General features: G+C 63.0%; 32 protein-coding genes. 19 read left to right on the top strand and 13 right to left on the bottom strand.

Translation table 11 applies throughout. The features are described 5' to 3' along the window. The gene (locus AC1DXN_RS11235) at positions 1 to 801 is read right to left on the bottom strand and encodes an NIPSNAP family protein (RefSeq protein WP_477273702.1); all 801 of its coding nucleotides are present in this window, start codon (positions 799 to 801) and stop codon (positions 1 to 3) included. 149 nt (positions 802 to 950) lie between these two features. Between AC1DXN_RS11235 and AC1DXN_RS11230 the strand changes: the two genes are divergently transcribed. The 3 genes from AC1DXN_RS11230 (at position 951) to AC1DXN_RS11220 (ending at position 2,470) form a co-directional block, all read left to right on the top strand. Further along, on the top strand, positions 951 to 1,580 hold the full coding sequence (locus AC1DXN_RS11230; RefSeq protein WP_477273700.1) for a TetR/AcrR family transcriptional regulator: 630 nt from the start codon (positions 951 to 953) through the stop codon (positions 1,578 to 1,580). Positions 1,581 to 1,772: 192 nt separating this feature from the next. After that, positions 1,773 to 2,102: a PadR family transcriptional regulator gene (locus tag AC1DXN_RS11225; protein WP_477273698.1), complete on the top strand. Its 330-nt coding sequence runs from the start codon at positions 1,773 to 1,775 to the stop codon at positions 2,100 to 2,102. Positions 2,103 to 2,104: 2 nt separating this feature from the next. Beyond that, positions 2,105 to 2,470, top strand: coding sequence for a DUF1048 domain-containing protein (locus AC1DXN_RS11220; protein ID WP_477273696.1), 366 nt, complete (start codon positions 2,105 to 2,107; stop codon positions 2,468 to 2,470). Between the two features lie 78 nt (positions 2,471 to 2,548). Here AC1DXN_RS11220 and AC1DXN_RS11215 read toward each other — a convergent pair whose 3' ends face one another. Continuing rightward, positions 2,549 to 3,142: a hypothetical protein gene (locus AC1DXN_RS11215; protein ID WP_477273694.1), complete on the bottom strand. Its 594-nt coding sequence runs from the start codon at positions 3,140 to 3,142 to the stop codon at positions 2,549 to 2,551. 134 nt (positions 3,143 to 3,276) lie between these two features. Between AC1DXN_RS11215 and AC1DXN_RS11210 the strand changes: the two genes are divergently transcribed. Next, positions 3,277 to 4,410 carry a metallophosphoesterase gene (locus AC1DXN_RS11210; RefSeq protein ID WP_477273692.1) on the top strand — a complete coding sequence of 378 codons (1,134 nt, stop codon included), beginning with the start codon at positions 3,277 to 3,279 and terminating at the stop codon, positions 4,408 to 4,410. A gap of 57 nt (positions 4,411 to 4,467) precedes the next feature. On the opposite strand, the gene AC1DXN_RS11205 is transcribed toward AC1DXN_RS11210, so the two are convergent. After that, on the bottom strand, positions 4,468 to 4,647 hold the full coding sequence (locus AC1DXN_RS11205) for a CsbD family protein (protein WP_477273690.1): 180 nt from the start codon (positions 4,645 to 4,647) through the stop codon (positions 4,468 to 4,470). Positions 4,648 to 4,820: 173 nt separating this feature from the next. On the opposite strand from AC1DXN_RS11205, the gene AC1DXN_RS11200 reads away from it, so the two are divergent. The 9 genes from AC1DXN_RS11200 to AC1DXN_RS11160 all read left to right on the top strand — a co-directional run bounded on the left by AC1DXN_RS11200 (position 4,821) and on the right by AC1DXN_RS11160 (position 10,200). Continuing rightward, a complete protein-coding gene (locus tag AC1DXN_RS11200) occupies positions 4,821 to 6,260 on the top strand; it encodes a patatin-like phospholipase family protein (protein WP_477273689.1) in 1,440 nt (479 codons plus the stop codon). Between the two features lie 96 nt (positions 6,261 to 6,356). Next, positions 6,357 to 7,010: a glutathione S-transferase family protein gene (locus AC1DXN_RS11195; protein WP_477273687.1), complete on the top strand. Its 654-nt coding sequence runs from the start codon at positions 6,357 to 6,359 to the stop codon at positions 7,008 to 7,010. Positions 7,011 to 7,018: 8 nt separating this feature from the next. Continuing rightward, positions 7,019 to 7,348, top strand: a complete 330-nt coding sequence (locus tag AC1DXN_RS11190) for a YciI family protein (RefSeq protein ID WP_477273685.1) — start codon at positions 7,019 to 7,021, stop codon at positions 7,346 to 7,348. Positions 7,349 to 7,791: 443 nt separating this feature from the next. Continuing rightward, positions 7,792 to 8,001, top strand: coding sequence for a cold-shock protein (locus tag AC1DXN_RS11185; protein ID WP_010915421.1), 210 nt, complete (start codon positions 7,792 to 7,794; stop codon positions 7,999 to 8,001). Positions 8,002 to 8,294: 293 nt separating this feature from the next. Next, entirely contained in the window at positions 8,295 to 8,522 is a 228-nt protein-coding gene (locus AC1DXN_RS11180) for a hypothetical protein (RefSeq protein WP_477273683.1), read from the top strand. Beyond that, a complete protein-coding gene (locus AC1DXN_RS11175; RefSeq protein WP_477273681.1) occupies positions 8,522 to 8,929 on the top strand; it encodes a hypothetical protein in 408 nt (135 codons plus the stop codon). Before AC1DXN_RS11180 ends, AC1DXN_RS11175 begins: the two co-directional genes overlap by 1 nt. Before the next feature lies 1 nt (position 8,930). Continuing rightward, entirely contained in the window at positions 8,931 to 9,116 is a 186-nt protein-coding gene (locus AC1DXN_RS11170; protein ID WP_477273679.1) for a hypothetical protein, read from the top strand. Between the two features lie 5 nt (positions 9,117 to 9,121). Then, a complete protein-coding gene (locus AC1DXN_RS11165) occupies positions 9,122 to 9,508 on the top strand; it encodes a YkgJ family cysteine cluster protein (protein WP_477273677.1) in 387 nt (128 codons plus the stop codon). Between the two features lie 80 nt (positions 9,509 to 9,588). After that, on the top strand, positions 9,589 to 10,200 hold the full coding sequence (locus AC1DXN_RS11160; protein ID WP_477273675.1) for a LysE family translocator: 612 nt from the start codon (positions 9,589 to 9,591) through the stop codon (positions 10,198 to 10,200). 113 nt (positions 10,201 to 10,313) lie between these two features. Here AC1DXN_RS11160 and AC1DXN_RS11155 read toward each other — a convergent pair whose 3' ends face one another. Genes AC1DXN_RS11155 through AC1DXN_RS11145 form a run of 3 tightly spaced genes read right to left on the bottom strand, consistent with a single transcriptional unit; the run spans position 10,314 to position 12,208 of the window. Beyond that, a complete protein-coding gene (locus tag AC1DXN_RS11155) occupies positions 10,314 to 10,700 on the bottom strand; it encodes a nuclear transport factor 2 family protein (RefSeq protein WP_477274011.1) in 387 nt (128 codons plus the stop codon). Positions 10,701 to 10,716: 16 nt separating this feature from the next. Then, a complete protein-coding gene (locus tag AC1DXN_RS11150) occupies positions 10,717 to 11,166 on the bottom strand; it encodes an OsmC family protein (protein ID WP_477273673.1) in 450 nt (149 codons plus the stop codon). Positions 11,167 to 11,197: 31 nt separating this feature from the next. After that, complete coding sequence (locus AC1DXN_RS11145; RefSeq protein ID WP_477273671.1) at positions 11,198 to 12,208, bottom strand: zinc-dependent alcohol dehydrogenase family protein; 1,011 nt, start codon at positions 12,206 to 12,208, stop codon at positions 11,198 to 11,200. Between the two features lie 101 nt (positions 12,209 to 12,309). On the opposite strand from AC1DXN_RS11145, the gene AC1DXN_RS11140 reads away from it, so the two are divergent. Continuing rightward, positions 12,310 to 12,921 (top strand): TetR/AcrR family transcriptional regulator, encoded by a 612-nt coding sequence (locus AC1DXN_RS11140; RefSeq protein WP_477273669.1) that lies wholly within the window; start codon positions 12,310 to 12,312, stop codon positions 12,919 to 12,921. Positions 12,922 to 13,000: 79 nt separating this feature from the next. Here AC1DXN_RS11140 and groL read toward each other — a convergent pair whose 3' ends face one another. The 3 genes from groL to AC1DXN_RS11125 form a co-directional block, all read right to left on the bottom strand. Further along, entirely contained in the window at positions 13,001 to 14,656 is a 1,656-nt protein-coding gene (groL, locus tag AC1DXN_RS11135) for a chaperonin GroEL (RefSeq protein WP_477273667.1), read from the bottom strand. Positions 14,657 to 14,719: 63 nt separating this feature from the next. After that, a complete protein-coding gene (gene groES / locus AC1DXN_RS11130; protein ID WP_006203049.1) occupies positions 14,720 to 15,016 on the bottom strand; it encodes a co-chaperone GroES in 297 nt (98 codons plus the stop codon). A 297-nt stretch (positions 15,017 to 15,313) separates the two neighbouring features. Continuing rightward, on the bottom strand, positions 15,314 to 16,081 hold the full coding sequence (locus AC1DXN_RS11125) for an SDR family NAD(P)-dependent oxidoreductase (RefSeq protein ID WP_477273665.1): 768 nt from the start codon (positions 16,079 to 16,081) through the stop codon (positions 15,314 to 15,316). A gap of 103 nt (positions 16,082 to 16,184) precedes the next feature. Between AC1DXN_RS11125 and AC1DXN_RS11120 the strand changes: the two genes are divergently transcribed. Further along, positions 16,185 to 17,081, top strand: coding sequence for a LysR family transcriptional regulator (locus AC1DXN_RS11120; protein ID WP_477273663.1), 897 nt, complete (start codon positions 16,185 to 16,187; stop codon positions 17,079 to 17,081). Here AC1DXN_RS11120 and AC1DXN_RS11115 read toward each other — a convergent pair whose 3' ends face one another. Beyond that, on the bottom strand, positions 17,082 to 17,708 hold the full coding sequence (locus tag AC1DXN_RS11115; protein ID WP_477273661.1) for a TetR/AcrR family transcriptional regulator: 627 nt from the start codon (positions 17,706 to 17,708) through the stop codon (positions 17,082 to 17,084). Between the two features lie 127 nt (positions 17,709 to 17,835). Between AC1DXN_RS11115 and AC1DXN_RS11110 the strand changes: the two genes are divergently transcribed. The 4 genes from AC1DXN_RS11110 to AC1DXN_RS11095 all read left to right on the top strand — a co-directional run bounded on the left by AC1DXN_RS11110 (position 17,836) and on the right by AC1DXN_RS11095 (position 22,446). Then, complete coding sequence (locus tag AC1DXN_RS11110) at positions 17,836 to 19,017, top strand: MFS transporter (RefSeq protein ID WP_477273659.1); 1,182 nt, start codon at positions 17,836 to 17,838, stop codon at positions 19,015 to 19,017. An 8-nt stretch (positions 19,018 to 19,025) separates the two neighbouring features. Beyond that, positions 19,026 to 20,306: a D-arabinono-1,4-lactone oxidase gene (locus AC1DXN_RS11105; RefSeq protein WP_477273657.1), complete on the top strand. Its 1,281-nt coding sequence runs from the start codon at positions 19,026 to 19,028 to the stop codon at positions 20,304 to 20,306. After that, positions 20,303 to 21,442, top strand: a complete 1,140-nt coding sequence (locus AC1DXN_RS11100) for an alanine racemase (protein ID WP_477273655.1) — start codon at positions 20,303 to 20,305, stop codon at positions 21,440 to 21,442. The genes AC1DXN_RS11105 and AC1DXN_RS11100 overlap by 4 nt, the downstream gene beginning before the upstream one ends. 68 nt (positions 21,443 to 21,510) lie before the next feature. Further along, positions 21,511 to 22,446, top strand: a complete 936-nt coding sequence (locus AC1DXN_RS11095) for a bifunctional helix-turn-helix transcriptional regulator/GNAT family N-acetyltransferase (protein ID WP_477273653.1) — start codon at positions 21,511 to 21,513, stop codon at positions 22,444 to 22,446. A gap of 90 nt (positions 22,447 to 22,536) precedes the next feature. On the opposite strand, the gene AC1DXN_RS11090 is transcribed toward AC1DXN_RS11095, so the two are convergent. From AC1DXN_RS11090 to AC1DXN_RS11080, 3 genes are all read right to left on the bottom strand, one after another. Continuing rightward, positions 22,537 to 23,370, bottom strand: coding sequence for a GyrI-like domain-containing protein (locus AC1DXN_RS11090; protein WP_477274009.1), 834 nt, complete (start codon positions 23,368 to 23,370; stop codon positions 22,537 to 22,539). Positions 23,371 to 23,487: 117 nt separating this feature from the next. Further along, a complete protein-coding gene (locus tag AC1DXN_RS11085; protein ID WP_477273651.1) occupies positions 23,488 to 24,507 on the bottom strand; it encodes a LacI family DNA-binding transcriptional regulator in 1,020 nt (339 codons plus the stop codon). A gap of 69 nt (positions 24,508 to 24,576) precedes the next feature. After that, positions 24,577 to 25,686 (bottom strand): ABC transporter ATP-binding protein, encoded by a 1,110-nt coding sequence (locus AC1DXN_RS11080; RefSeq protein WP_477273649.1) that lies wholly within the window; start codon positions 25,684 to 25,686, stop codon positions 24,577 to 24,579. Positions 25,687 to 25,700 lie beyond the last annotated feature (14 nt).

The following is a 25,700-nucleotide window of genomic DNA, read 5'->3' as shown; positions in this document are numbered from 1 at the left end:
CTACCTCAGCAGCGATTGCGAGGTCGCCGACAGGCGCAAGGTTTCGGTTGGTTTGGCGATGGCCGACTGCGCTGCTTGCAGAAATGCCTGCCACTTCGGCGCGTTCGCCAAGGCCGCTTCATGGCGGGCGTGCGCCTCGATGTTGTCGAAACCGGTGACGCTGATGAAGACGTTTTCGGATGTTCGCACCGGCAAGCGGGGGAAACTGTTTTCGGCGTGTTCGGTGACGAAGGCGGCGAGCAGCTTTGCGCCGAGCGCCTTGAGCGTTGGGACGGCCAAGGCCTCGAAGTTTTCGGCAAAGCCGGCCTGCGCGCCCTCCCGCAAATGATGAATCTGCATGACAACGATACCCTTCAAGCGACTGTCACCGTTCAATTTTTCGACGTCGGCGTCTTGATGGGCTGCCGATGCCGGTACTGGCCGTTGCAACCCCGACAGGTCGAAGCCGGCGCCCGGCCATGCCGGCTTCAGCTGCAGCACATCGTCGGAATCGATCATCGTGGCATTGGCGGCATTGCTGTAGGCACCCCACACCGGCCCTTCATAGAAAGCGGTCAGTGCGTCTTTCCGCGCCTCCATGCCGTCGAAACCACGCATCCAGACGAACATGTCAGGCCGGTCAAGGTCGCGGAACTGACCGATGATGGTCATCCCCGCATCTTCCTGGCCTTCGATCAGGTGGGTGTCGAAGATATCGATCAGCGTATCGCGCTTGCCGGGCTTCAGCGTGTATTGCCGGAGTTCGACGACTGGCGAAGCGAGCAGGGCGGATCTCGTAGGGGCAGCTAAGGGCAAGTTCACTGCGTCGCCTCCAAAACAGGATGATCATCCGGTTTATAAAACAGACCGATTGTCCTGTTTTGTCAATCTGCTATCGTGTGCAGATGTCAGCAGAGATTGCCGGGCGTCCGAAAGGGCGGTCATCCAAACGTACCAACGACCCCGAAGGCGTGCGCAACAAGGTTCTGGACGTCGCCGAAGCGTCGTTTCAGGCGCGCGGCTACAATGCCTCCAGCATGGGCGACCTGATGGCGGCGGCAGGTGTTACCGGCGGCGCGCTGCACCACCATTTCCCGACCAAGAAGGCGCTGGCGCTTGCCGTGATCGAGGAGCGTGTGGCCGCAGCGGTCGAAGAAACCTGGATCGTTCCGCTGCTGGTGGCGGGCTCGGCGCGCGAGGGCGTGCGCGGCGTCTTCGCAGCTGTGGCTGAGGAACTGGACCAGCAGGGCTTCGTGAGCGGCTGCCCGCTCAACAATCTGGCGCACGAACTGTCGCTGGCCGACCCGGATTTTCGCGTTGCCTTGGCCCACATCTTTTCCGCGTGGCGCCAGGCGATCGCTGACAAGGTCAGGGCCGACCAGCAAGCGGGCAGGGAGCAAGGCACCGATGCGCAGCGCTTTGCAGCACTGACCGTCGCCACCTACTCCGGCGCCATGTCGATGGCCAAGACGGCGCAGGATTCCAACGTGCTGCGCGACTGCCTGGAGGAATTGCAGCGCGTGACCAGCTCGGCTCCATCCGTCCAGGACGGAGCGAGAGCCAGACGACGTCGCAGGGTACTGCTGCGACCAGGGCCTTAGCGGCCAGACGAACGGCGCTGGCCCGCCGGTTCTACCGATTCATCCGCGTCCTCAACGCCGTCGAGCGCGAGGCCCCGCCTGGCAAGACGGCCACGCCATCCTCGACAATCAGGCAACGTCGCACTTGACGACCACTATTCAGTGACGCTATATACCTGTAGTCAGTAACACTGAATAGCCAGAGGAGGTTGCGTGGGCAAGCAGATGACAGAGATGCTCAAGGGCACGCTCGAGGGCATCATCCTCGCGATTCTGTCCGCGCAGCCGGCGTACGGCTACGAGATCACGGCACGGTTGCGAGAGCAGGGCTTCTCCGACATCGCCGAAGGCACCGTCTACGCCCTGCTCGTCAGGAACGAGCAAAAGGGCCTCGTCGACGTGCACAAGATCCCGTCCCAGATGGGGCCGCCGCGCAAGGTCTATTCGCTCAACGCTCAGGGACGGGACTATCTCGAAGAGTTCTGGAGGACGTGGAACTTCCTCGCAGAACGGCTCGAACAGCTCCACGCAGAAAGGAAATAGACATGGCCACAGGATGGATCGAGCAGATCACAGGGGCGCTCGAGCAGAAGAAGCGCTACCGGCAGTACAAAGCGCGCACGCAACAGCTTCCCGCTAACTATCGCGCCGCGATCGATGCGCTGGATCGGTACCTGATGTACTTCGGGGCGATAACGAAAGGCGACACCTTGGTGTCGATGCTGGAGGATCTCGCCGACCTCTTCGAGCAGAGCGTCGTGAATGGAACCCCGATCCGCGCCGTCGTCGGGGAGAACCCTGTGGAGTTCGCTGAGACGTTTCTCCAGAACTACTCGGAGGGTCAGTGGATCAACAAGGAGCGGAAACGACTGACCGACGCCATTGATCGCGTCGCGGACAGCCAGCGGTGACAACCGAAGGAACGGATATCCAGACGGCGGCCAGGCAGCCAATTCTGCGGCGCCGTGCCAAGCGTACGATTCAATCCACTAATTAGGCAGCGGTTTGATCTTCGTATAACCGTTCACCGATTCCGCGCTGGTGCCTTCATCGTAGCGCCGGGCGAGCGCTGCTTGCAGATCGGGTGAATAGAGCGCGGTGAACGTATCCAGCGTCTCGCCGGCCCCGTTCTTGAAGGTCTCTTTGACGGCAAGAACATTGTATTTGCAGTCGCCGAGGCTGAACGCCTCCTTGCCTTTGACGGTCAAAGTCAGCGTCTTGGTGCTCTTCGGCTGCTTGTTCGGCGACAGCTCGACAAATTCGATCGTGCTCTTCGCTCCCGTCTTCAGCGGGAACAATTTTCGCAGATCGGAAAACGGGATCATCGCCAGCCGACCCGTATCGCTGTCGCGAAACACCTCGATCAAGCCGCCGAACAGGAACTGTGTCTGCGGCGATTCGGATTGGTATGTGTTGGCGACGGAAACCATACCGCCCGCTGCCGGCCGGAACTCGCTGCGGATGCCGGGCATTTCCAGCACGAAGCCGGCCTTGGCGGATTTCGCGTCGATGCAACCGGCGGCATCGGCGACACCCGCCGACAGCAATGCGGCCAGCATCATGCCGATAGGTGCAGCTTTCATGGCGTCCCCGTACAAGCTGAACGTTAGCGCGCGTAGAAATGACAGACCCGCAACACGCTGTCGATGGCTGGCAGGTCTTGTGACCCGCGCGCAAAACTGGACGAACCGTTGCCGGCTGTGCTGAATTTCGCGCCATGATGAATCGCCTTTCGCAAGAATTGGTCTCCCGGCGCGGCTTCCTAGCGCAGGCAGCGGGGTTTGTCGTGGCCGGCGCTGTCGCGCGCCCGGCGCTCAGCCAGACCGGGCAGCGCATTGCGCCCATCGACGCCACCTTTCTGTTCGTTGCTGATATCCACGCCTGCCGCATGGCCAGCGGCTTGAGCCCCAACTGCCAGCAGGAAGGCAAGACCGACGCCGCCTTGCTGCGCAGCGTCGCCGCGCTGAACGGCCTCGGTGACAAGGACTGGCCGGCGGAAATCAATGGCGTCGCCACCGGCCTGCGTTCGGCCGGCAGCAGTATCGGCACGCCGCTCGGCCTCGTCGTCGGCGGCGACATCACCGATGATGGCGGCGGCCAGATCACCCAGCCCAGCGAAGGCACGCAGCTGCTGCAGTTCAGCCAGCGCTACAGCCAAGGCGTTGGCCCCGACCGCGTGCACATGCCGGTCTATGTCGGGCTCGGCAACCACGACCTCGATCAGAACGGCCCGCCGCACCATGTCGACTGGTACCGCCGCGAAATGCGCGACTATGTCGAGGTCAATCACCGCGCCGGCGTGTTCTTCAAGCCGCCGGTGCCGGCGACCGACTATGATGTCGATACCGACTGCTATTCGTGGGATTGGGGCGGCCTGCATCTCGTCCAGACGCACCGTTTCGCCGGCGACACCGGCCACGGCGCCATCTCCAGCCTGCCATGGCTGAAGCAGGATCTGGCGACCTACGCAGCGGACGGCCGCCCTGTCATCCTGTTCCAGCACTATGGCTGGGATACTTTTTCGACCGAGCGCTGGGATGCCGCCAAAAGGACCTATGACGATGACGGCAACGGCGCGCCGCACTGGTGGAGCGAGCCCGACCGCCAGGCGCTGCTTTCGGCGCTGAAGGGCTACAATGTCGTCGCCATCTTCCATGGCCACCAGCACGACACGCCGCTGATCTACCGCCGTGACGGCCTCGATCTGTTCAAGCCGAAGGCCGCCTATATGGGCGGTTTCGCTGTCGCGCGGGTGACCAGTGACGGCATGGATGTTGTGTTAGGCGAGGCCACCGACGACCATGGCGCCATGACTTTCACCAATGCCTTCAGCAAAGGCTGGAACACATGAAAAGGCGGCCTGAGAGGCCGCCTTTCCTCGATCGTCAAAGCGTTCCGCGGTGCTGTGTTAGAGCGCCTTCCTGATGTTGTCCTTCACGTCGCCATAGGCTTTTTGTACCTTGCCGGCGATCTTGTCAGCCGTGCCCTCGGCCTGCGTCTGCCGATTGCCGGTGGCTTTGCCGGCGGCTTGCTTGATCGAGCCCTTGACCTGCTTGGCCACGCCCGCGACCTGATCCTTGTTCACCATTTTTGCATCTCCTGGGATTTTGAATTCCGGTGCTTCATTCGCGAGAGGCAAACGGGCCGGCGTGCTTCTGGTTCCACACGTCTGTCTTGCCGACGGCGCCGGTTGCGCCCGGCGGGTCAATCCGGATAGGCTCCGCTCGGGCCGCAAGGTGAGAGTTGGCCCGGGGGTGTCGGATGCGTTTTCGTCCAGACCTTGCCTTGGCTGCTGCCATGCTGATGGCGGGCTGCGTCGCCGACGATGTCGGGCCGATCAACGTCGAGGTCTCCAAGGTTGGCCACCCGTCGCCGACCTTCCTTCCCGATCCGGGCGACGATGGCTCGACTGTGGTCGGCCTCGCCTTTTCCGGCGGCGGCACCAGGGCGGCTGCCTTCTCCTATGGCGTGCTGCGGGCGCTGGACGAGATCGTCATCGACGAGCGGCCGTACCGCCGCACGCTCGTCGACGACATCAGGATGATTTCCGGCGCGTCCGGCGGCGCCATCGCCGCAGCCTATTTCGGCTACAGGGGCAAGGACGGCTATCAGGATTTTCGCGAGCGTTTCCTCATCCAGGATGCGGAAGCCGATCTCAGGACATCGCTGTCGCCGCTCAATCTGGTGCGCGCCTACAATGGCGGCGTCAACGACCGCAGCGGCTTCGCCAAATGGCTGAACGACCATCTCTTCGATGGCGCGACGTTCGAGGCCTTCCGTAAGCCGGACCGCCCCATCGTCTGGGTCAATGCGTCCGATATCTACAACCGCACGCCGTTCCTGTTCAGCTACGACACCTTCGCGGCCCTGTGCAGCGATCTCGACAAGGTGCGGCTGGCCGATGCGGTTGCCGCCTCCGCCGCCGTGCCTGTCGTCTTCGCACCGATCGTGATCTCCGCCACCAGTCCGCATTGCGACTACCACCGGCCGCAATGGCTGGAGCGGGCGCTGGCCGATCGCAACGCGTCGACCCGGCTCAGGGCTCATGCCAGGGCGCTCGATTCCTATCAGAAGGAGGATCCACTCGACTTTGTGAAGCTGCTCGACGGTGGCCTGACCGACAACATCGGCGTCACCGGCTTCACACTGGAGCGCTCCGCCGCCGGTACCCCTTATGGTCCGCTGTCACCGTCCGCCGCCGTCAGGTTGAGGACGCTGCTTTTCATCGTCGCCGACGCCGGCAGCGACCGCGATGTGACCTGGGCCAAGAAGATCCACGGGCCGAAGCTCAGCCAGCTGTTCGGCGCCGTGACCGGCACAACGCTGGCGGCCTCGGTGCGTGACGAATTCGATGCGCTGACGCTGGCCGTCTCGCAATGGCAGGACGAGCTGGTGCGCTATCGCTGCAGTCTGCCGGTCGCGACGGTGGCCGCCTATCGCGGCTCGGCGGGCAGTTGGAACTGCCGCGATGTCCATCTCGTCGTCGAGCATCTGTCCTTCGCCGATCTCGATCCGGCAAGGCAGGTCAAGCTGAACCTGATTCCAACGCGCCTGAAACTGCCGGTTGAACAGGTCGATCTCACCATAGCCGCCGGCCGGGAGGCGCTGCTGGTCAATGCGGAGATCGCCAGCGCGGTCGCCGCCATCCGCGCTCATGCAGGTGTCTCGCCTGGGGCGCAAATGGCGGCACAGGCCCATTGATATCAGGGGTGCAGACTGGACCAGTGCATGGCGGCCGAAACGCTTTGCTGGTCTCGCATCCGCTGGCTAGTGTGACGAAAAATTGGGGAGACCATCTTGGCTGAATTCAAGCTCACCATCGGCAACAAATGCTTCTCCTCATGGTCGCTCAGGCCATGGGTGGCGATGAAGCATCTGGAGATCCCGTTCGAGGAAGGTTTTGTGCGCCTGCGCACGCCGGAGACCTTTGCCAATCTGGCAAAAGTGTCGCCGACCGGGCTGGTGCCAGTCCTGAATCACAATGGCAGGATCGTCTGGGAAACCCTTGCCATCCTTGAATATCTCGCCGACCTGTTTCCGCAAAAGAAGCTGTGGCCTTCAGACATCGGCGCTCGTGCCTTGGCTCGCTCGGTTGCGACCGAGATGCATTCCGGCTTTCGCGAGGTGCGCTATGGCTGGCCGATGAACCTGCGCCGTCCCAAGGGTCACAAGCCGCTCGATGCCGAAGGCGAGGCGCAGCGGGCGCGCATCGAGGCGATCTGGCGCCAGTGCCGGGAACAATACGGCAAGGATGGCCCGTTCCTTTTTGGTCATTTCACCGCGGCCGACGCCATGTACGCGCCGATCGTCACCCGCTTCGACACCTATGGCGGCGAGCTGGCGCCGGATACCCGTGCCTATGTCGACGCTGTGCTGGCGACGCCGGCGATGCGCCACTGGTATGCGGAGGCGGCGAAAGAAACCTGGCCGGAGCCCGGTCCGGACGAATAGGAGGAGGTATGGCCAGCAACGACGAACCGCGCGAGGCGGCAGTGCCATCGATCTTCCACTGCCGGCTGATCCCGCCTCGGCCTGACTTCGCCTTCACCATGACGGAGGAGGAGAGGGAACTGATGGGCCGGCATGCCGACTACCTTCGCGGCAAACTTCGCGATGGCACCATGATCCTGGCCGGCCCGGTCGCAGACCCGGCCGGTCCTTGGGGGCTACTGATCCTGCGCGTCGGGAGCGAGACTGAGGCCAGGGCGGTGACCGATGCCGACCCCGTCGTCCGCTCGGGCAAGGGCTTCCGCTATGAAATCCTGCCGCTGATGAGCGCAATCATCTGAGGGGCACCACTGCATGGCGCCAAAAACAAGAACGCCCCTCGTGCCTTTTATCGCGCGGGGGGCGTCCTGTTGCCATTAGCCTTTCATTCGATTGCTCTCATGAATTGCTGACGGCACCCATAAAATGCACAGGTGCGGGGTTGGTTCCCTCGTGTGTAGAATTTTTTTGGGGAGGGCCTGCCGCCCGCGCACCGCGCTGCCTCAGGTCCTTTTGAGATCCCGGCTCCGGACAACTTTGCGTCGAATCTTGCCGTTGCCTAAACCAAAAATTGACACGGCTTCAAAAGAAGCGTAGAAGAAATTCGTCGATATTTGTTTGACCGACTTTTGTTATCCGCGCACACATGCGCGCCTTTGACGAACTTCCCCATCAAAAATCGAGACAAAAATCGTTGTGCATTCGCACCGCGATTAACGAATATTTGCCATGGAAAGGGTTCGTCATGAGCACCGGCACAGTTAAATGGTTCAACGCCACCAAAGGTTTTGGTTTTATTCAGCCTGACGACGGTTCAGCCGACGTTTTCGTTCACATCTCGGCCGTAGAGCGCGCCGGAATGCGCGACATCGTCGAAGGCCAGAAGCTCGGCTACGAGATGGTCCGCGACAACAAGTCGGGCAAGATGTCCGCCGATCAGTTGAAGGCGGCCTAAAACGGAATTCAGCTTTCCCGGTGACCACGGATGTACTGGCACCGGTGAATGGCGAATTCTGAGGCCTGCGTCTCCCCAGGGAAGGCGTGGTGCTGTGATGGAAGGTCAGGCAATGCCTGGCCTTTTTCATTTTCGACGCTGCAAAAGTTCAAAAGAGCGCCGCGCGGTCATCCGAACGTGCTAAGGACGCTTCAGCTATCTGAATCCGACTGCCGTCTTGCTTTGTGCGTGGTCCTGGCCGAAAGACCGATCTCGCCGCTTTTCGGCAGCATGCTCCGAACGGGAGAAAGACCTTGACCGCCACTTCAAAGAGATCCCGCGACCAGGCTGAATCCATCTTCAGCAAGGCCCAGACCCAGTCGATGTCGCTCAACCGCATCACCTCCGAACAGGACGCCGCCAGCCAGGCACGGGAAGCCAAGACCGCACGGCTGCGTGAACTGCGCCTGGAAAAGGAGGCCGACGACTTGGCCGCGGCTGCCGAGGTCGCGGCCCTGCCGAAACGGGCGGGCAAACGCTGATGGCAACCAAACGCGTGCCGCCAACGCCGATCGATGCCGATGCGACCATTGCGTCCATGGTCCCAGGCATGGACAAGCCGGTCGAATATGTCCGCCGGGTGCTGGAAAAGCTCGAGCGCTGCAAACGCGCCCATGGCGATGCCCAGGTGCGCGTCGGCGTGCGCGGCCGCGCCGAAGCGCCGAACTACCTGATCGAATATGTCCGCGAGGACAAAAAGACCCATGAGCGCGTCACCCATCAGGACGCCGCCTACAGCGGCAGCACGCACCGCGAACTGGCGCCGCATCACATTGCGGAGGCCAGGAACTGGTCGCCCGAGGAAATGAACATCACGGCGGTCTCGGCGCTGATCGGCCGCTTGCGCAACCCGAATGCGCCATCATCGCGTTTTTCTGACGAGGATTGACATGGCCATCAAGTTTTCCGCCAAGGACCAGCCGACGGCGCCTGCTGCCGTGAAGTTGGCCAAGCCGGCCGCCAATGACAAAAAGCCGGCGGCGGTGAAGCCGGTGGATGGATCCGCCGAGACCTCGACCGATCTGTTTCTTTCGCCGGCGGCGCCGTCGAAGGGCAAGGCCGGCAAGAAGAAATAGCCTCGTTGCCGAAGGACGCGGACCGCAATCCCATCGCCGCCGGGCTGCTTGGCCCGGCCGCCGCCGCCGATTTTTTATCGCCGCGGGAGGATGCCAACCCCGTCGCAATCTTTGACTGCCAGAGCTGCGGCGCCTGCTGTTCCTATTCGGCCGAATGGCCGCGCTTCTCCACAGAGGATGACGCGCAGCTCGACCGTATCCCGGCAAAATATGTATCCGCCAACGAATCCGGCATGCGCTGCGACGGCGTGCGTTGCTCGGCACTCACCGGCGAGGTTGGCAAACGAACCGCTTGCGGCATCTACGAGATCCGCCCCGATGTCTGCCGCGCCTGCATGCCCGGCGACGACGATTGCCTGATGGCGCGCAAGGCGCACGGGCTGCCAGTCTAGCGGCCTTTCGCCTCCGTCTTGTGCGCCACCGTCCGGCCCGATACCTTCCCGCCGGGCAGGGCGCGTCGGAGGAACCATCCGTGAGCATCGAATTTCTGTTGACGTCGCTGATCGTCGTGGCTTCGCCCGGCACCGGTGTTCTCTACACGCTGAGCGCCGGCCTTTCGCGCGGGGCGCGGGCCTCGATGATTGCCCCTTTCGGCTGCACGCTCGGCATTATCCCGCATATGGCCGCCGCCATCACTGGCCTGGCGGCACTGCTGCACACAAGTGCTGTCGCCTTCGAAACGCTGAAATATCTCGGCGTTGCCTATCTGCTCTACATGGCCTGGAACACGCTGAAGGAGAAGGGTGGCCTGAGCGTCGAGGAAAATGTCGCGCCGCGCTCGGCCGGCAAGGTGATCACCTCCGGCATCCTGATCAACATCCTCAACCCAAAACTGTCGATCTTCTTTTTTGCCTTCCTGCCGCAGTTCGTCAGCACCACCGAACCGCACGCGCTGTCGAAGATGTTGGAGCTCTCGAGCGTCTTTATGCTCCTGACCTTCGTCGTCTTTGTCGGCTACGGCATCTTCGCAGCCTCGATTCGCAGCCATGTCGTGTCGCGGCCGATGGTGCTGACCTGGATGCGCCGCACCTTCGCCGGCGCCTTCGTCATGCTCGGTGCCAAACTGGCGCTGGCGGACCGGTAGCGTTTCAAGAGCATGACCCCGAAAAGTGGAATCCGGTTTTCGGAAAAGATCATGCTCAAACAAGAAGATAGAGCCCCATCCCGATTCTATCGGGATGGAACAGGCTCTAGGCGCTATCCCTTGACATACCCCATCGCCTCGACGATGCGCCCATCCGCGACGCGCATCAAATTGACGCCGCGGATGGAGTTGCCGTCGGCCCGAAAATAGCGCCAGCGGATCGTCGCCCGTTCGCCGGCGACGAAGGTCTCCTCGAGGTCGAAGCGCGTTCCGGCCTGGGTGGCGACCGCTGACCACAGCCCAACGCAGGCCTCGCGGCCGGCATGGCGGGCGCCGTCCGGCGCCGGCACGGTGTTTTCGATGACGCAGTCCTCGGCCACCAGTTCGGCGAGTGCCGACGGATCGTGCCGCTGGAACACGTCGTTGAAACGCCGCATGATCTCGGCCGTCTCACGGGATTGGTCGTCCGGATGGATGTCCACGATGCTCTCCTGTTTAATCTCAAATCTCCTGATCTCATGTTTCCGCTCCGACGGGTGCGACAAGCTCCGCCCTGAGCGCGATGCTTGCCACGCCGGCCAAGGCCCGCGAGACGAGGCAGGTCGTCTTCGCCGTCTGGGCAAGGCGCTCGAATTCTTCAGGCCCAAGGCCCGGAATCTCGGCTTGTGTCTTGAGCTCTATGCGGGTGATCGTCGGCCCGGCCGTGGTCGAGCCGAGATGCACCTTGGCGACGGTGCGAATGCGCGCGGGCACATATCCATCCCTGCCGAGTATGGCGCTCAGCGCCATCGAAAAGCAGCCGGCGTGCGCTGCCGCGATCAGTTCCTCCGGATTTGTGCCCGGACCGTTCTCGAACCGCGACGGGAAGGAGTAGGCGCCTTCGAACACGCCGCTGCCGAGCCGCAAGCGGCCCGAACCCTCTTTCAGCGTGCCTTGCCACTCGGCCGAGGCTTCACGAATTGTCATGTCTGCTCTCCGTTGTTTCTGGGTCAAAAAATCAGGCGCCGGTGATGACCACTTTCCCGAAGACGTCGCCCTGCTGGAAATAGCGGTAGGCATCGCCGGCCTCGGTGAAGGGGAAGACCTTGTCGATGACGGGCTTCAGGCGATGCATCGAGACGGCGCGCAGCATGGCTTCGAGGTTGGTTCGGCTGCCGACGAAGAGGCGGCTGATGGTGGCGAGGCTGCGCTGGTAGAGCGCTGCCGGCAGCTGGATCGAGCCGCCTTTGGCATCCTGCAGCGTGAGCAGCACGATGTGCCCGTAAAGTGTGCTGGCGATCAGCGACTGCGCGAAAGTCGCCGGGCCGCCGGTCTCGACGACGAGGTCGATGCCGCCGGTGTGTTCGCGGACAGCCGCCCCCCATTCCGGCGTGTCCGTGCTGGAGACGACAAGGTCGGCGCCCAGCGCCCGCAGCCTGTTCGCCTTCTCGGCGCGCGAGGTGACGGCGACGACGCGGCAGCCGAGCAGCTTGGCAAACTGCAGCGCGAACAGCGAGACGCCACCCGAACCGATGACCAGAACCCATTGGCCAGGCTTCGGAATTCCCGCGCCGGTCACCGCATTCCAGGCGGTCAGCCCGGCGCAGGTCAGCGTTGCCGCCTCATGCCAGTCGAGATGGTCGGGCAGCCGCGCGGCCCATTGTTCGTCGAGTACGGCGTATTCGGCCAGCATGCCGTCCAATGTGCAGCCGAGCTGGTCGATCAGCCCGGCATTGATGCGGCCATCGATCCAGCGGGCAAAATAGCTGCCGGTGACGCGGTCGCCGACGGCAAAGCGGGTCACGGCATCGCCAATGGCGACAACTTCGCCGGCGCCGTCGCTCAGCGGTCTGACACCCTGGCGCGGCGGCAAAGGATAGGTGCCTTTGAGGATCATCGTGTCGCGGCGGTTGAGCGAGGTGGCGTGAACACGCACCACGATCTCATGCGGTTTTGGCTCCGGCTGCACCTCGTCGTGCATCACCAGGCATTCGGTCCCGCCGGACCCTTCAAGACGGTAGCTTTGCATGTCGATCTCCTCAAATATATGTAGACTGGTCTACATATTATGTAGACCGATTGTCATATTCTCCGCAAGGCCTATAATGCTGACTGCTGACAGAGGTTGACATGGCGAACGACACCCGCACCCGCATACTCGAGACGACGGCGCTGCTGCTCAGGCAGCGCGGCTATCACGGCACCTCGCTCAACGACATTCTGAGCGCCAGCGGGGCGCCGCGAGGCTCGCTCTACTTCCATTTTCCCGGCGGCAAGGACCAGTTGGTCATCGAGGTGACGCGCGACAGCGTCGCCGGGGTGACGCAAAGGCTGGGTGAGGCGCTGGCCGCCGAAGCCGACCCGGCGGTCGCCGTCCACCACATCTACCAGGCGGTCGGGCGCATGCTGGAAGACAACCAATTTTCGCTCGGCTGCCCGATCGCTCCCGTTGTGCTGGACTCGCCGACCGATGTGCCGGAACTGGCCGAATTGTGCCGCTCGGCCTTCGTGCAATGGATAGGTCTGCTGCAACAGGCCTTCGTCAGGGCAGGGGTGCCCGAGCGCCGCGCGCACGCTTTGGCCCTGCTCGTCGAATCATCGCTGGAAGGGCTGATGGTGATCGCCCGCGCCACCCGCGACCGCGCCCCGCTGCAGGCCGTGGCTGATGAAGTCGCTGCCCTGATCGAAACCGCAGTGCTGGCTGCAGGAGAAGTGCGGCGACGCGCCGATGTCGCCGTCTGAGGCCTAACAACTCGACCTCAAAACAAAAAGGGCGCCTTTCGGCGCCCTTTCCGTATCTGAAGGCTGATGGAAGCGTGGATTAGAAGTCCATGCCACCCATGCCGCCCATGCCGCCGCCGCCCATGCCGCCAGGCATGCCGCCGCCAGCCGCTTCCTTCTTCGGAGCTTCGGCGATCATGGCTTCGGTGGTGACGAGCAGGCCGGCGACCGAGGCCGCGTCCTGGAGAGCGGTGCGAACGACCTTGACCGGATCGACGATACCCATGGCGATCATGTCACCATATTCGCCGGTCTGGGCGTTGTAGCCGAAGGTCGCGCCCTTGTTCTCAAGGATCTTGCCGGCAACGATCGATGCTTCCGCACCGGCGTTGGCAGCGATCTGGCGGGCCGGAGCCTGCAGAGCGCGACGCACGATGTTGATGCCTGCGGTCTGGTCGGAGTTGGCGCCGGTTGCCTTGATGGTCAGCGAAGCGCGCAGCAGGGCGACGCCGCCGCCGGGAACGATGCCTTCTTCGACGGCCGCACGGGTCGCGTTGAGGGCGTCATCGACGCGGTCCTTCTTTTCCTTGACTTCGATCTCGGTCGCACCGCCGACGCGGATCACGGCAACGCCGCCGGCGAGCTTCGCCAGACGTTCCTGCAGCTTCTCCTTGTCGTAGTCCGAGGTGGTCTCCTCGATCTGCTGCTTGATCTGGGCAACGCGGCCCTGGATCTCGGCCTTCTTGCCGGCGCCGTCGACGATGGTGGTGTTCTCCTTGGAGATCGACACCTTCTTGGCACGACCGAGCATGTTGAGGCCGACGTTCTCAAGCTTGATGCCGAGGTCTTCCGAGATGACCTGGCCACCGGTGAGGATGGCGATGTCTTCCAGCATGGCCTTGCGGCGATCACCGAAGCCCGGCGCCTTGACGGCGGCGATCTTCAGGCCGCCACGCAGCTTGTTGACGACGAGCGTGGCCAGAGCCTCGCCTTCGACGTCTTCCGAGATAATGACCAGCGGCTTCGAGGTCTGCACGACAGCCTCGAGGATCGGCAGCATGGCCTGCAGGTTGGAGAGCTTCTTCTCGTGCAGGAGAATGTAAGCGTCTTCCAGATCCGCAACCATCTTGTCGGCGTTGGTGACGAAGTAGGGGCTGAGGTAGCCGCGGTCGAACTGCATGCCTTCGACGACTTCGAGTTCGGTCTCGGCGGTCTTGGCTTCCTCGACGGTGATGACGCCTTCATTGCCGACCTTCTGCATCGCTTCCGCGATCATCGAGCCGACCGAGGAGTCGCCATTGCCGGCGATGGTGCCGACCTGGGCGACCTCTTCCGAGGTCTTGATCTTCTTGGCGTTCTTGATCAGCGTCGCGACGACGTCGGCAACGGCGAGGTCGATGCCGCGCTTCAGGTCCATCGGGTTCATGCCGGCGGCAACCGCCTTGTGGCCTTCCTGGACGATCGACTGCGCCAGAACGGTCGCGGTCGTGGTGCCGTCGCCGGCGATGTCGTTGGTCTTCGAAGCAACTTCGCGGACCATCTGCGCGCCCATGTTTTCGAACTTGTCTTCAAGCTCGATTTCCTTGGCGACGGTGACGCCGTCCTTGGTGATGCGCGGGGCGCCGAACGACTTGTCGATGACGACGTTGCGGCCCTTGGGGCCGAGCGTGACCTTCACTGCGTCGGCGAGGATGTTGACGCCGCGCAGCATGCGCTCGCGGGCGTCGCGGGAGAATTTTACGTCTTTGGCAGCCATGTTTTAGCTCCTGGCAGGGACTTGGGATCAAGCCCGAAATTCAGTTGACGGTGAGGCCGATAATCAGCCGATGATGCCCATGATGTCGGATTCCTTCATGATCAGAAGGTCTTCGCCATTGAGCTTGACTTCGGTGCCCGACCACTTGCCGAACAGGATGCGGTCGCCAGCCTTGACGTCCAGCGGGACCAGCTTGCCGGCTTCGTCGCGGGCGCCGGAACCAACGGCGATGATCTCGCCTTCCTGCGGCTTTTCCTTCGCCGTATCCGGGATGATGATCCCGCCGGCGGTCTTGGATTCGGATTCGACCCGGCGAACGACCACGCGGTCATGAAGCGGGCGGAACTTCGACTTTGCCATTTTTTCTTCCTCGAATGAGAACGGTGAGAACAGTTCCTCCATCCGGCGGCGCCGGACGTATGAGTTAGCACTCACCAAAGGCGAGTGCTAACGTGGCGGTGAAATAGGCGCGCGGCCAGTCGGAGTCAAGGCGCGTAGCGGCACGATGAGGAGCGAAATTTTGTTTTGCGCGATTGGCTGTCGCTGGGACGCGCCACTCGCCATTGGCTTTGCCACGAAATATGCCCACTGCGCCGGCCAGCAACGGCGGAACAGCGGGCGCAGGACACGCGGGGATAATTGAAGGTGTTCCGATGGCTAGATGTTCATCCCACCCGACACTTCCAAACGCTGGGCGTTGACCCAGCGGTTGTCCTCCGACAGCAGCGAGGCGATCATTGGCCCGATGTCGTCGGGCACTCCGGCACGGCCGAGTGCGGTCATCCCGGCCACGACGCGATTGACGTCGGCGTCGTCGCGCACATGGCCTCCGTTGAAGTCGGTCGCGATCGCGCCGGGTGCTACCGTGTTGGCGGTGATCCGGCGCATACCGAGTTCCTTGGCTAGGTAGCGTGTGAACACCTCGATGCCGCCCTTCATCATCGCATAGGCGGACGAACCCGGCACCGAGAAGCGTGCCAGCCCGCTCGATATATTGATGATGCGGCCGCCATCCTTGATCAGCGGCAGCAGCGCCTGGGTGAGAAAGAAGACGCCCTTGAGATGGATGTTGACCAGCGTGTCGAACTCATCCTCGGCCGTCTCGGCGATGGTCTTGCGCAGGCCTGTGCCGGCATTGTTGACCAGGAAATCGAATTGGTCGCGCTGCCAGGTCTCACTCAATGTGCGCTTCAGCTCCTCGACGAAGGCTGGGAAGGTTGCGACAGCGCCTGTATCCAGCGCCAGCGCCACGGCGCGGCCGCCCGCCGCCTCGATCTCTGCCACCACCGCCTGCGCCTCATCGGCGCGGGAACGGTAGGTGACCACCACATCGACGCCCTTGCGGGCAAGGTGGAGCGCGGTGTTGCGTCCCAATCCACGGCTCCCGCCAGTGATCAGGGCTATCTGTCGGTTCTGTGTGGTCATGGTCAATCTCCATCGGTTGCGATGGCAGTGATGTATTCTTCTTGATTGCCGATATAATCGGACCGATATTGCCTTCTCTATTCAAATTATGCGAACAATCGACATGGACAAGCTGGACAGCATGCGCCTCTTCACCCGCGTCGTGGAACGGCGCAGCTTCACGGCTGCCGCCGCCGATCTCGGATTGCCGCGCTCCAGCGCGACCTCGGCGATCAAGCAGCTGGAGGAGCGGCTGGGCGTGCAGCTCTTGCGGCGCACCACCCGCCATGTCACCCCGACGCCCGACGGCGAGGCCTATTATCAGCGCTGCGCCGGCATCCTGGCCGATGTCGAGGAAGCCGAAGGCGGCTTCGGGGCGAACGAGGCCAGCGGGCGTTTGCGCATTGACGTCAACGGCCACATGGCCCGCACGTTCATCCTGCCGGAACTGCCAGCCTTGCTTGCCCGCCACCCCGGCCTGACCGTGCATATCGGCGAGGGGGATCGCCTGGTCGATCTGGTGCGCGAAGGCGTCGACTGTGTCATCCGTGCCGGTGTGCTTCCCGACAGCGACATGATCATGCGCCGGCTGGGCACCGCGCGCGAGATTACGGTCGCCAGCCCGGCCTACCTCGAGCGCCACGGCGTGCCGCGCTCTCTCGATGATCTTGCCGGGCATAGGATGATCGGCTTCGTCTCGTCGCGCACCGGACAGGTGATGCCGCTGGAATTCAAGGTTGATGGCGAGGTCCGCGAAATCGTCCTGCCGTCGCTGGTCACCGTGGCCAATTCCGACACCAGCGCCACTTTGGTGCGGCTCGGCTTCGGCCTCTACCAGGCGCCGTGGCTTCGTTTCGCCGAGGATCTTGCGACCGGCAGGCTGATCGAGGTGCTGGGCGACTACCCGCCGTCCGCGACACCGATCTCGGTTCTTTATCCGCGCAGCCGCCAGCTTTCGCCAAGGGTCAGGGTGTTTGTCGACTGGCTGGTCGAGATCTTGGCGCCGAAGCTCGACCCGTAATCAGAGAAACAGCCGCAACTGGGTGTGGATGATCGACCGGTAGTCGTCGAGGGTCCGGCGGCCTTCCATTTCGTCTTGGGTGAGTGCCAGACGCACGACGCCGCCGGCAAGCTGAAAGATCAGGAAAACCACGCGGGCGAACTGTTCGCGCTTCTCCGGCTGCAGGAGAGGGCTCACCTTGTCGCAGAACAGCTTCGCCTGCTGCCGGGTCTCGGCGATGTCGAGATGTTGCAGCGCCTTGTCGGCCTGGATTGCATTCTGCAGATCCTGGATAGCGGGGTCTTCGGCAACGCGCCGATAGTAGTCTTCGAGCAGACGGTCCGCTGCTGCTGTCACATCGTCCAGTCCGTCAATCTCGGCGATGATCGCGCCGAAGCGTGCGCGGCTTTCCTCGGAGAACCGCTCATAGAGCATCGCCAGGATCGCCGACTTGTTGGGGAAGTAATGATAGACGGTGGCGATCGGCCCGCCCGCCAGCATGCCGACTTCCTTCATGGTGACGGCATCGATGCCCTTTTCGCCGATCAGCCGCATGGTCGTTGCCAGGATGGCGTCGATGCGGTCGCGGCTGCGCTCCTGCTTCGGCACGCGCCTCGGCTCGGTCATCGTCCGGCTTGCTTCTTTCATGCGCCAGATCTCCCGCGGCAGTCCTAATTTCATGCTTGACAAAAAATATGATCAAGTATCAGTTTTGAGAAATGCTGACAGATTGTCAGATTTTTTGAAGCACGGCAAGGACGCTGGGGAGGGACCTGTGACGTTAGCAAAGGCAGAGCACAATGCCGATTGGCTGGTCGGCAACCCGACCGGCGGCCAGCTTGCCTCGGCGCTGTGGATCGGTTCGGTCGGCCTGCTCATCCTCGGGCTGCAGCCGGTTCTGCTCGGCGCGCTCTACACCGAGGGACATGTCAGCGGCGACGAACTGGCTTTGGTCGCCACGGCCGAGATGATCGCCATCGCCATTGGTTCGGCTGTGGTGGCGATGTTGCTCTCGGCGCACAATATGCGCTGGAAAAGTGCAGCGCTTTTGATCCTGCTGGCGCTGGCGAATTTGTGGACGGCCTATGCGGTCAGCGCCGGTCTGCTGATATCAGTGCGCGCCGTCGCCGGGCTGGCCGAGGGTGGGCTGGTGGCGGTCGCCACCGAACTGATCGCCCGTTCGCGTCGGGCCGAGCGCATCGGCGGCTATTTCGTCACCATGCAGACCCTGGCGCAATGCGCGCTTGCTCTCTTGCTGGCGGTCTATGTCATCCCGGCCGCCGGGTCGGTCGGTGGCTTCATCGTCCTTGCCGTCGTCTGCGTCGCCTCGCTGGCGGTCGCCTTCATTGTGCCTGATGACTATGCCGAGCTGCCCAAGGACGAGAATCTGGCCAATGTGCTGACCGTCCCTTCGCTCACGGCGCTGTTGTCAGTCTTCTGCTACTTCATGTTCTTCGGCGCGGTCTGGGCCTTTCTGGAACCGCTTGGCGCGCAATACGGCATTGACGGCCGCACCGTTGGCCTGATCGTCTCGGCCAGCCTCGCGGTGCAGGTTCTGGGCGCGATGACGGCGACTGCCTTCGAGGCGCGCATCGACTACCGCCTTGCCATCGTGGCGATCGGCGTGATCGCTTTTGCCAGCTCCGTGGTGCTCGCCAGCGGCCCGGGCCTGACGACATTCTGGGCCGCGGCCCTGGTCATGGGCTTCATCCTTTTGTTCATCGTGCCCTATCAGATCCGGTTGGCGATCATCGCCGACGAGACGCGTACCGCCGTGCTGTTGGTGCCGGCCGCCCAGCTCTTCGGTCTGGCAATCGGGCCGATCGCGGCGTCGCTGCTGATCGACGGCAAGGACTTTCGGCCGGTGCCGGAATTCGCCGCCGCCAGCGCCGCCGCGAGCGTCGTGTTGCTTGGCCTGTTCGTCCTCGTGGTGCGGCGTCGCCGCGCAATCGCCTAGGAGGCGGAATGTCGAACAGCTGGAGCAACTGGTCCGGTTTTGTCCGCGCTGAACCAAAACTGATCGCCAGTCCCGCCGACGCCGGTGATCTCGGCAATCTCGTGCGCACCGCACCCGGCCCGGTACGGGTCGTCGGCGCCGGCCACTCGTTCACGCCGCTGGTGGCCTCGCAAGGCACGATCCTGTCGCTGGAGAAGCTCGAAGGGCTGGTGTCGCACGACGCCCAGCTAAATCAGGCGCGGGTGAGGGCAGGGACACGGCTCGGCTCGCTGATGAACCTCCTGCAAGGCATCGGCCAGGGGCTGCCCAATATGGGCGACATCGACCGGCAAGCCATCGGCGGCGCGCTCGGCACCGCCACCCACGGCTCAGGCCCAACGCTCGGCGCCTATCACACGCAACTGGAGACGGTGCAGATCGTCGATGGGCTCGGCAAGGTCCGCGACTTCACCAGGGCTAGCGATCAGGAGACGATCCACGCCATTGGCGTCGCGCTCGGCGCCTTCGGGGTGCTGACCGAGGTGACGCTGAACAACATTGCGACCTACCGGCTGCGCCGCCGCAAATGGGTGTTGCCGATCGCCGACATGCTGCGCGATTTCGAGACGATGATGGCCGCACATCGTTCGGCCGAGTTCTACTACATTCCGTTTTCCGGTTATGCCCAGTTCATTGCCAGCGATCTCAGCGATGCAGCACCGACACAGCGGCCCCCGGAGGAGGACGAGGCCGGCTTGAGGACGCTGCGCCGCTTGCGCACGGCGCTGGCTTGGCTGCCGTCGCTGCGCCGCAAACTGATCCTGGGCGCCATCGCCAAGCTTCCGGCCGAGGACTATGTGCAGGATTGGCTCAACGTCTATGCCAGCGACCGGCAGACGAAATTCAACGAGATGGAATATCACGTGCCGTTCGAGGAAGGCCCGAAGGCGCTGGCCGAGATCATCGAACTGACCGAGAAGCGCTTTCCCAAGGTGTATTTCCCGATGGAGGTGCGCACAGTGGCGCCCGACGATTTCTGGCTCTCGCCATTCTATAACAGGCCGACCTGTTCGATCGCCATCCACCATGACGCGGCGAGCGATCCGCTGCCTTTCATGCGGGCGGCCGAGCCGATCTTCTTGAAATATGGCGGCAGGCCGCACTGGGGCAAGATGCACAGCCTGAAAGCGGCGGCGCTGAAAAAACTCTATCCGCGCTGGGACGAGGCCATGGCGGTGCGCCGCGACATCGATCCCCAAAACCGTTTTGTTTCGCCCTATATGGCCGGCCTGTTCGGCATCGAACTATGAGTGCCTATTTCGCCACGCTGTCGGAGGCACTGAAGGAAGCCGGCATCTTCCAGCCATGCCTGCTGCTCGACCTCGACCGGCTGGACAACAACATTGCGCTGGTCCGGGAAAGGCTGGCGCCAGGACTTGCCGTGCGGCTGGTCGACAAGTCGCTGGCTTGCCTGCCGCTGCTTTCGCATATCGGCAAGGCGCTCGGCACGAGCCGCTTCATGACCTTCCATCCGCCGATCACGGCAGCTGTGCTGAAGGCGTTCCCCGATGCCGACCTGTTGTACGGCAAGCCAATGCCGGTCGACGCGGCGCGTGCTGAGCTTTCGAAAGGCAGCGCCGACTGGTCACGCGTCTGTTGGCTGATCGACACGCAAGAGCGATTGGCGGAATATGGCGCGCTGGCAGCCGAACTCGGCACCGAGCTGCACATCGCTTTCGAGATCGATGTCGGGCTGCATCGCGGCGGCTTTGCCAGCCCGGAGGCCTTGTCGAAAGCTTTGAAGTTGCTGCCGGCCCGGCTGCGTTGCGAAGGCATCATGGCCTACGAGGCGCATGCGCCGCACATTCCCGGCCTGTTCGGCGGGCCGGCAAAAGCATTGGCGAAGGCGTCGGCGCTGGCAACGGCGTTCGTCGCTTGCCTCGGCGAGGACCAGCGCCGCATCCTCAACATCGGCGGCAGCAAGACCGCGCTGCTCCACCAAGGCGGGGCGGCCAACGAAGTGTCGATGGGGTCGGCCTTCGTGCTGCCCAGCGATTTCGACACGCCTGGCCTCGATGGGTTTCAGCCAACTGCCTTCATTGCCACGCCGATCCTGAAAGTGGTCGAGCCGATGCTGCCGGGTCCCCCCGCCGTTTCCCGCCTGCTGCAGGCGCTTGGCCGGTTTCCGCGCAAGGGCTGCTATCTCTATGGCGGCAAATGGATGGCCGAACCGGTATTTCCGGAGGGTATGGCGACCAACAGTCTGCTCGGCCTGTCTTCCAACCAGCAATTCATGGGCTTGCCGAACGACGCGACGGTCAAACCCGGCGACTACGCTTTTCTGCGCCCGACGCAAAGCGAGGCGGTGCTGCAGCAGTTCGGCTCGATCGCGATGCTCTCCGGCGGCAGGATCGTCGATCGCTGGCCGGCACTGCCGATGGCGTGAGTGATGCCAGCTCATCGATTAGTTGACTCTGTCAAGTAATTGATCAACTGTGCGGGCAGGAGACTGCCATGACCATTCATCATCAAGCCGGCAAGGAGCGCATCGACGCGGTGCGCGCCTTCAACCGTTTCTACACCCGCCAGATCGGGCTGCTCGACGAAGGGCTGCTGAAAAGCGCCTTCTCGCTGACCGAGGCGCGGGTGCTCTATGAACTGGCGCATCGCGATGGCCTGACCGCCACCGATCTCGGCCGCGAGCTCGGCCTTGATGCAGGTTATCTCAGCCGCTTGCTGAAGAAATTCGAGGAGCGCGGCCTGGTCGAGCGCGCCGCGACCGAAGCGGATGCGCGGCGCTCGTCGATCGTGCTGACGCTGGCCGGGCGGCAGGCCTTCGCACCGCTGAACCGGGATTCGCACGACCAGGTCGCGGCCCTGCTCGATCGGCTTCCCGCTCTGGAACAGGATCGGCTGGTCAAGGCCATGCAGACCGTGCAGCGCCTGCTGGGCGAGGGGTTCGAGCCTAAAATCCCCTATATTCTGCGGCCCCTGCAGGTCGGCGACATCGGCTGGATCGTGCGCCGCCAGGGCATGCTCTACGCGCAGGACTATGGCTGGGACGAAACCTATGAGGCGCTGGTTGCCGAGATCCTCGGCGCCTTCATAAAATCCTTCGACCCGAAATGGGAGCGCAGCTGGATTGCCGAGCGCGAAGGCGAGGTCGTCGGCTCGGTCTTTCTGGTGCGCAAGTCCGACGAGGTGGCGAAACTGCGCCTGCTCTATGTCGAGCCTTCGGCGCGCGGTCTCGGCATCGGCAAGCGGCTGGTCGATGAATGCATTGGTTTTGCCCGCGCCAGGGGCTACCAGACGCTGACCCTGTGGACCAACGACATCCTCGTCTCGGCGCGTCGCATTTATGAAGCGGCGGGCTTCAAGCTCGTCGAGGAGGAGCGCCACCATTCCTTCGGCAAGGATCTGGTCGGCCAGAACTGGAATCTTGAATTGTAGCGTTGCTACGGCCCTTCGCTATGGCTTCGGGCGTTCGTCGCTTCAATCGACAAATCGTTGTCGATTGATCGGCCTAAAGCCGACCGCTCCTCACCCCTTCACCGGTATCCAGATCTCCAGTCCGCCATTGCCGCTGCGCGGATCGAATTCAGGTCCGTAGCGCTCGAATTCCGGTGCGTCCGAGATCTCATGGCCGGAGGCCGGTAGCCACTTGTTCCAGATCGTGTTGACGGTGCGGCGGATGGTCGAAATGTGCTCGCGATGGGCGAACACCGCGTATTTCTGCGCCGGCACCCGAACGCGCGAAAATTCCTTGGGCAGGTCGGAAAAATCCGACACTTCGACGCCGGCGATATAGTCGAAATTGCCTGCGTCGTCGCCGTTGACGCAGACGCCGTAGGCAACGTCGCCGGTCTCGCCCGGAATGTTGCCGATATAGGGACCGAAGCGCTGCCACTGCATCGGAATGCCGGCGCTGGTTTCGCAGCTGTAGCGTTCGCCGAGCCCGGCGATGAGGAACCGCCGGCTGGTCTCGAAACGCGGCGGCTCGAGCGTGGCGAGCAAGGACTGGTCCATCAGGATCGGCTCCACGAGATCGAGGTTTTTGAGCGTGCCCTGCGCGCGCACCAGTTCCGGCGTGGTGCCGAACTGGTCACGGAAGGCGCGGGTGAAAGCCTCATGCGAAGCATAGCCGGCATCGAGCGCGACCGAGAGGATGTCGGGCGCGCCGCCAGCCAGCTTGCGCGCCGCTTCGCTCAACCGGCGCGCGCGCATGTAGCCCATCACCGAACGGCCGGTGGCGGCACCAAAGGCCCGCGTCACATGAAAGCGCGACACGCCGCTGCTTTGCGCGACATCGTCGAGCGAGACGGCTTCCGGCAGGTGGCTTTCGACGAACCACAGGGCTTTCTCGGTCGGGTTCATGTAGCTCCTCGCATAGGCCGGATCATGCTGCCGTTTCCTGGCGAGGTCAGTTTGATCGAAATTGCGCATGGCGCAAAATCAGCACGGTTCGCATCCCGACGCGATCCGTCAGGGGGCTCAGGAAATCGCCGGAGCCGCGCAAGAGTTCCTGACAACAAGAGTCGATTTCAACCTGACCGAACGAGGTGCTGCGTGCAAACCGCCGATCCGTTCAACAAGCATCTGCGCGGCCTTGCGGCCAATCTCATCGCAGGGCTGCGCCAAAAGGGTCAACCGTGGCTCGAAATAGTTCGCCCACTCGAAGTCGTCGAAGCCTGCAAGCGATATGTCTTGCGGTATTCTCAGGCCGGCATTGCGGATGGCGGCCACGGCCCCGATCGTCGTCTGGTTGTTTCCGGCAATGATACCGGTTGGCCGTTTTGTCAGGTTCAGCAGCGCGGTGGTTGAGTTTTGGGCAGATTCAAAAGTCTGGTTCGATGACTGTATCAACTCCGGATCGAAGGCGATCCCGTGGCGCTTCAGGCCAAGCCTGTAGCCTTCTATGCGCTCCGTCGTGGTGCTGAAACCGGCATGGCCGCCGATCATGCCGATCCGCCTGTGGCCGAATTCGGCCAGGTGCGAAACCAGATTGGCGACGGACTGCTTGTTCTCGACGCCGACATGGTCGAAGGCCGACGCCGTGAACCGGTCGACGAGCACGGTCGGGATGCCGCTCCTTTCCAGATAGCGCACGGTTGCGTTGTCAGGGTCGCCGCACGGCGCCAGGATGATGCCGTCGACTCTTCGCTCCTGCAGCGCCTGAACGACGGCCAGTTCATGGCCAGGCTCGTCGCGCGTATCGGCGAGGAAGACCAGCAGGCCGAGGCGGGCGCACTCATTCTCGATGGCGCAGATGATGTCGCTGAAATAGGGATTGGTAATCGCGGATACGGCGATGCCGACATAGTTGCTGACCTTGCGCGCCAGCGACCGCGCCAGCGCGTTTGGCTGATACCCCGTCGCGGCGATCGCCTCGTTGACGAGAGCGATTTTCTCCGGACTGACGAGCCGCGTGCCGTTGATGACGTGCGACACGGTGGACGTAGACACTCCGGCGCGGCGGGCGACGTCGCTGATCGTTGCAGTCGCTCTCGCCATCCCTTTACCCTCGATGCGGCACCCGCCTGCCGGAGAACGGCCCCCAGTCGCCGATCCGCCGCCGACTATTCATTGTTGCCGGGCATAATCAATGAGGTTTTCGCCGCTGTCGCCGTGGAAGTAATGGACGTGGTCCATATCGATGGAAAACAGCCGGCTTTCCCCGAGCTTGGAACGGTCGCTGGGCGGCAGCCGCGCGATGCATCGGTGATCGCCGATGCTGAGGTCGAGAAGAATCTCATGACCGAGATGCTGGACCACATCGACACTGAAGGCGATCGAATCGGCCCTTGAGGCTGCCCCGGGCGGCAGGATGCTGAAATGCTCCGGCCGCACGCCCAGCGTAACCACCTTTCCCACCTGACCGGCAAGTGCCGCGCGCCGGCACTCCGGAACCGCGATCCGCAACGCGCAGGCCTCGTCCGACAGCGAGCTGCCGTCGTATGCGAGGCGCAGGAAGTTCATGGCTGGCGATCCGATGAAGCCGGCGACAAACTGGTTGGCCGGCTGGTTGTAGACTTCGAGCGGCGCCGCCGCCTGCTGGATCTTGCCGCCATTCATGACCACGATCTTGCTGCCCATGGTCATGGCTTCCGCCTGGTCGTGTGTAACGTAGACGGTGGTTGTTCCGATCTCCTGATGCATCTTGGTCAGGAAACTGCGCGCCTCGATGCGCATCTTCGCGTCGAGGTTGGACAAAGGTTCGTCCATGAGGAACACGCCTGGGCGGCGAACCAGCGCGCGGCCAAGCGCAACACGCTGACGCTGGCCGCCGGACAGCGCCTTGGGCAGTCTATCGAGCAGGTCATCTATATGCAGCCGCTGCGAGACCTGCCGTATCTGCGCTTCGATATCTGCCTTCGGGGTTTTGCGGATCTTCATGCCGAAGGCGATGTTGTCGCGAACCGTCATGTGCGGAAACAGCGCATAGGACTGGAACACCATGGCGATGTCGCGGTCCTTCGGCGGCAGCGTGGTCACGTCGCGAGCGCCGATCCGCAGCGTGCCGCCGGTGATCGATTCCAGCCCGGCGATCATGTTCAGCGTCGTCGTCTTGCCGCAACCGGACGGACCCACCAGCACGGTGAATTCGCCGTCGGCTATGGCAAGGTTCAGCCCGGACAGAACCGGCACCATCGCATAGCGCTTCTCGACGTCCTTCAGGGACACATCAGCCATTACAAATTCCTTGT

The organism is Mesorhizobium sp. P2_H9 (genome assembly GCF_056403215.1).
The sequence above is the reverse complement of the archived record's forward strand: the minus strand, read 5'-3'. Positions and strand labels throughout refer to the sequence as shown.

Bases quoted from the DNA above. Each gene is read 5' to 3' on its own strand.
- AC1DXN_RS11100 (WP_477273655.1), top strand. From the start codon at position 20,303: ATGAGTGCCTATTTCGCCACGCTGTCGGAGGCACTGAAGGAAGCCGGC.
- AC1DXN_RS11120 (WP_477273663.1), top strand. From the start codon at position 16,185: ATGGACAAGCTGGACAGCATGCGCCTCTTCACCCGCGTCGTGGAACGG.
- groES (WP_006203049.1), bottom strand. From the start codon at position 15,016: ATGGCAAAGTCGAAGTTCCGCCCGCTTCATGACCGCGTGGTCGTTCGC.
- AC1DXN_RS11190 (WP_477273685.1), top strand. From the start codon at position 7,019: ATGGCCAGCAACGACGAACCGCGCGAGGCGGCAGTGCCATCGATCTTC.
- AC1DXN_RS11115 (WP_477273661.1), bottom strand. From the start codon at position 17,708: ATGAAAGAAGCAAGCCGGACGATGACCGAGCCGAGGCGCGTGCCGAAG.
- AC1DXN_RS11140 (WP_477273669.1), top strand. From the start codon at position 12,310: ATGGCGAACGACACCCGCACCCGCATACTCGAGACGACGGCGCTGCTG.
- AC1DXN_RS11175 (WP_477273681.1), top strand. From the start codon at position 8,522: ATGGCAACCAAACGCGTGCCGCCAACGCCGATCGATGCCGATGCGACC.
- AC1DXN_RS11080 (WP_477273649.1), bottom strand. From the start codon at position 25,686: ATGGCTGATGTGTCCCTGAAGGACGTCGAGAAGCGCTATGCGATGGTG.
- AC1DXN_RS11200 (WP_477273689.1), top strand. From the start codon at position 4,821: ATGCGTTTTCGTCCAGACCTTGCCTTGGCTGCTGCCATGCTGATGGCG.
- AC1DXN_RS11215 (WP_477273694.1), bottom strand. From the start codon at position 3,142: ATGAAAGCTGCACCTATCGGCATGATGCTGGCCGCATTGCTGTCGGCG.
- AC1DXN_RS11150 (WP_477273673.1), bottom strand. From the start codon at position 11,166: ATGACAATTCGTGAAGCCTCGGCCGAGTGGCAAGGCACGCTGAAAGAG.
- AC1DXN_RS11095 (WP_477273653.1), top strand. From the start codon at position 21,511: ATGACCATTCATCATCAAGCCGGCAAGGAGCGCATCGACGCGGTGCGC.
- AC1DXN_RS11185 (WP_010915421.1), top strand. From the start codon at position 7,792: ATGAGCACCGGCACAGTTAAATGGTTCAACGCCACCAAAGGTTTTGGT.
- groL (WP_477273667.1), bottom strand. From the start codon at position 14,656: ATGGCTGCCAAAGACGTAAAATTCTCCCGCGACGCCCGCGAGCGCATG.
- AC1DXN_RS11085 (WP_477273651.1), bottom strand. From the start codon at position 24,507: ATGGCGAGAGCGACTGCAACGATCAGCGACGTCGCCCGCCGCGCCGGA.
- AC1DXN_RS11170 (WP_477273679.1), top strand. From the start codon at position 8,931: ATGGCCATCAAGTTTTCCGCCAAGGACCAGCCGACGGCGCCTGCTGCC.
- AC1DXN_RS11105 (WP_477273657.1), top strand. From the start codon at position 19,026: ATGTCGAACAGCTGGAGCAACTGGTCCGGTTTTGTCCGCGCTGAACCA.
- AC1DXN_RS11125 (WP_477273665.1), bottom strand. From the start codon at position 16,081: ATGACCACACAGAACCGACAGATAGCCCTGATCACTGGCGGGAGCCGT.
- AC1DXN_RS11210 (WP_477273692.1), top strand. From the start codon at position 3,277: ATGATGAATCGCCTTTCGCAAGAATTGGTCTCCCGGCGCGGCTTCCTA.
- AC1DXN_RS11090 (WP_477274009.1), bottom strand. From the start codon at position 23,370: ATGAACCCGACCGAGAAAGCCCTGTGGTTCGTCGAAAGCCACCTGCCG.
- AC1DXN_RS11220 (WP_477273696.1), top strand. From the start codon at position 2,105: ATGGCCACAGGATGGATCGAGCAGATCACAGGGGCGCTCGAGCAGAAG.
- AC1DXN_RS11145 (WP_477273671.1), bottom strand. From the start codon at position 12,208: ATGCAAAGCTACCGTCTTGAAGGGTCCGGCGGGACCGAATGCCTGGTG.
- AC1DXN_RS11205 (WP_477273690.1), bottom strand. From the start codon at position 4,647: ATGGTGAACAAGGATCAGGTCGCGGGCGTGGCCAAGCAGGTCAAGGGC.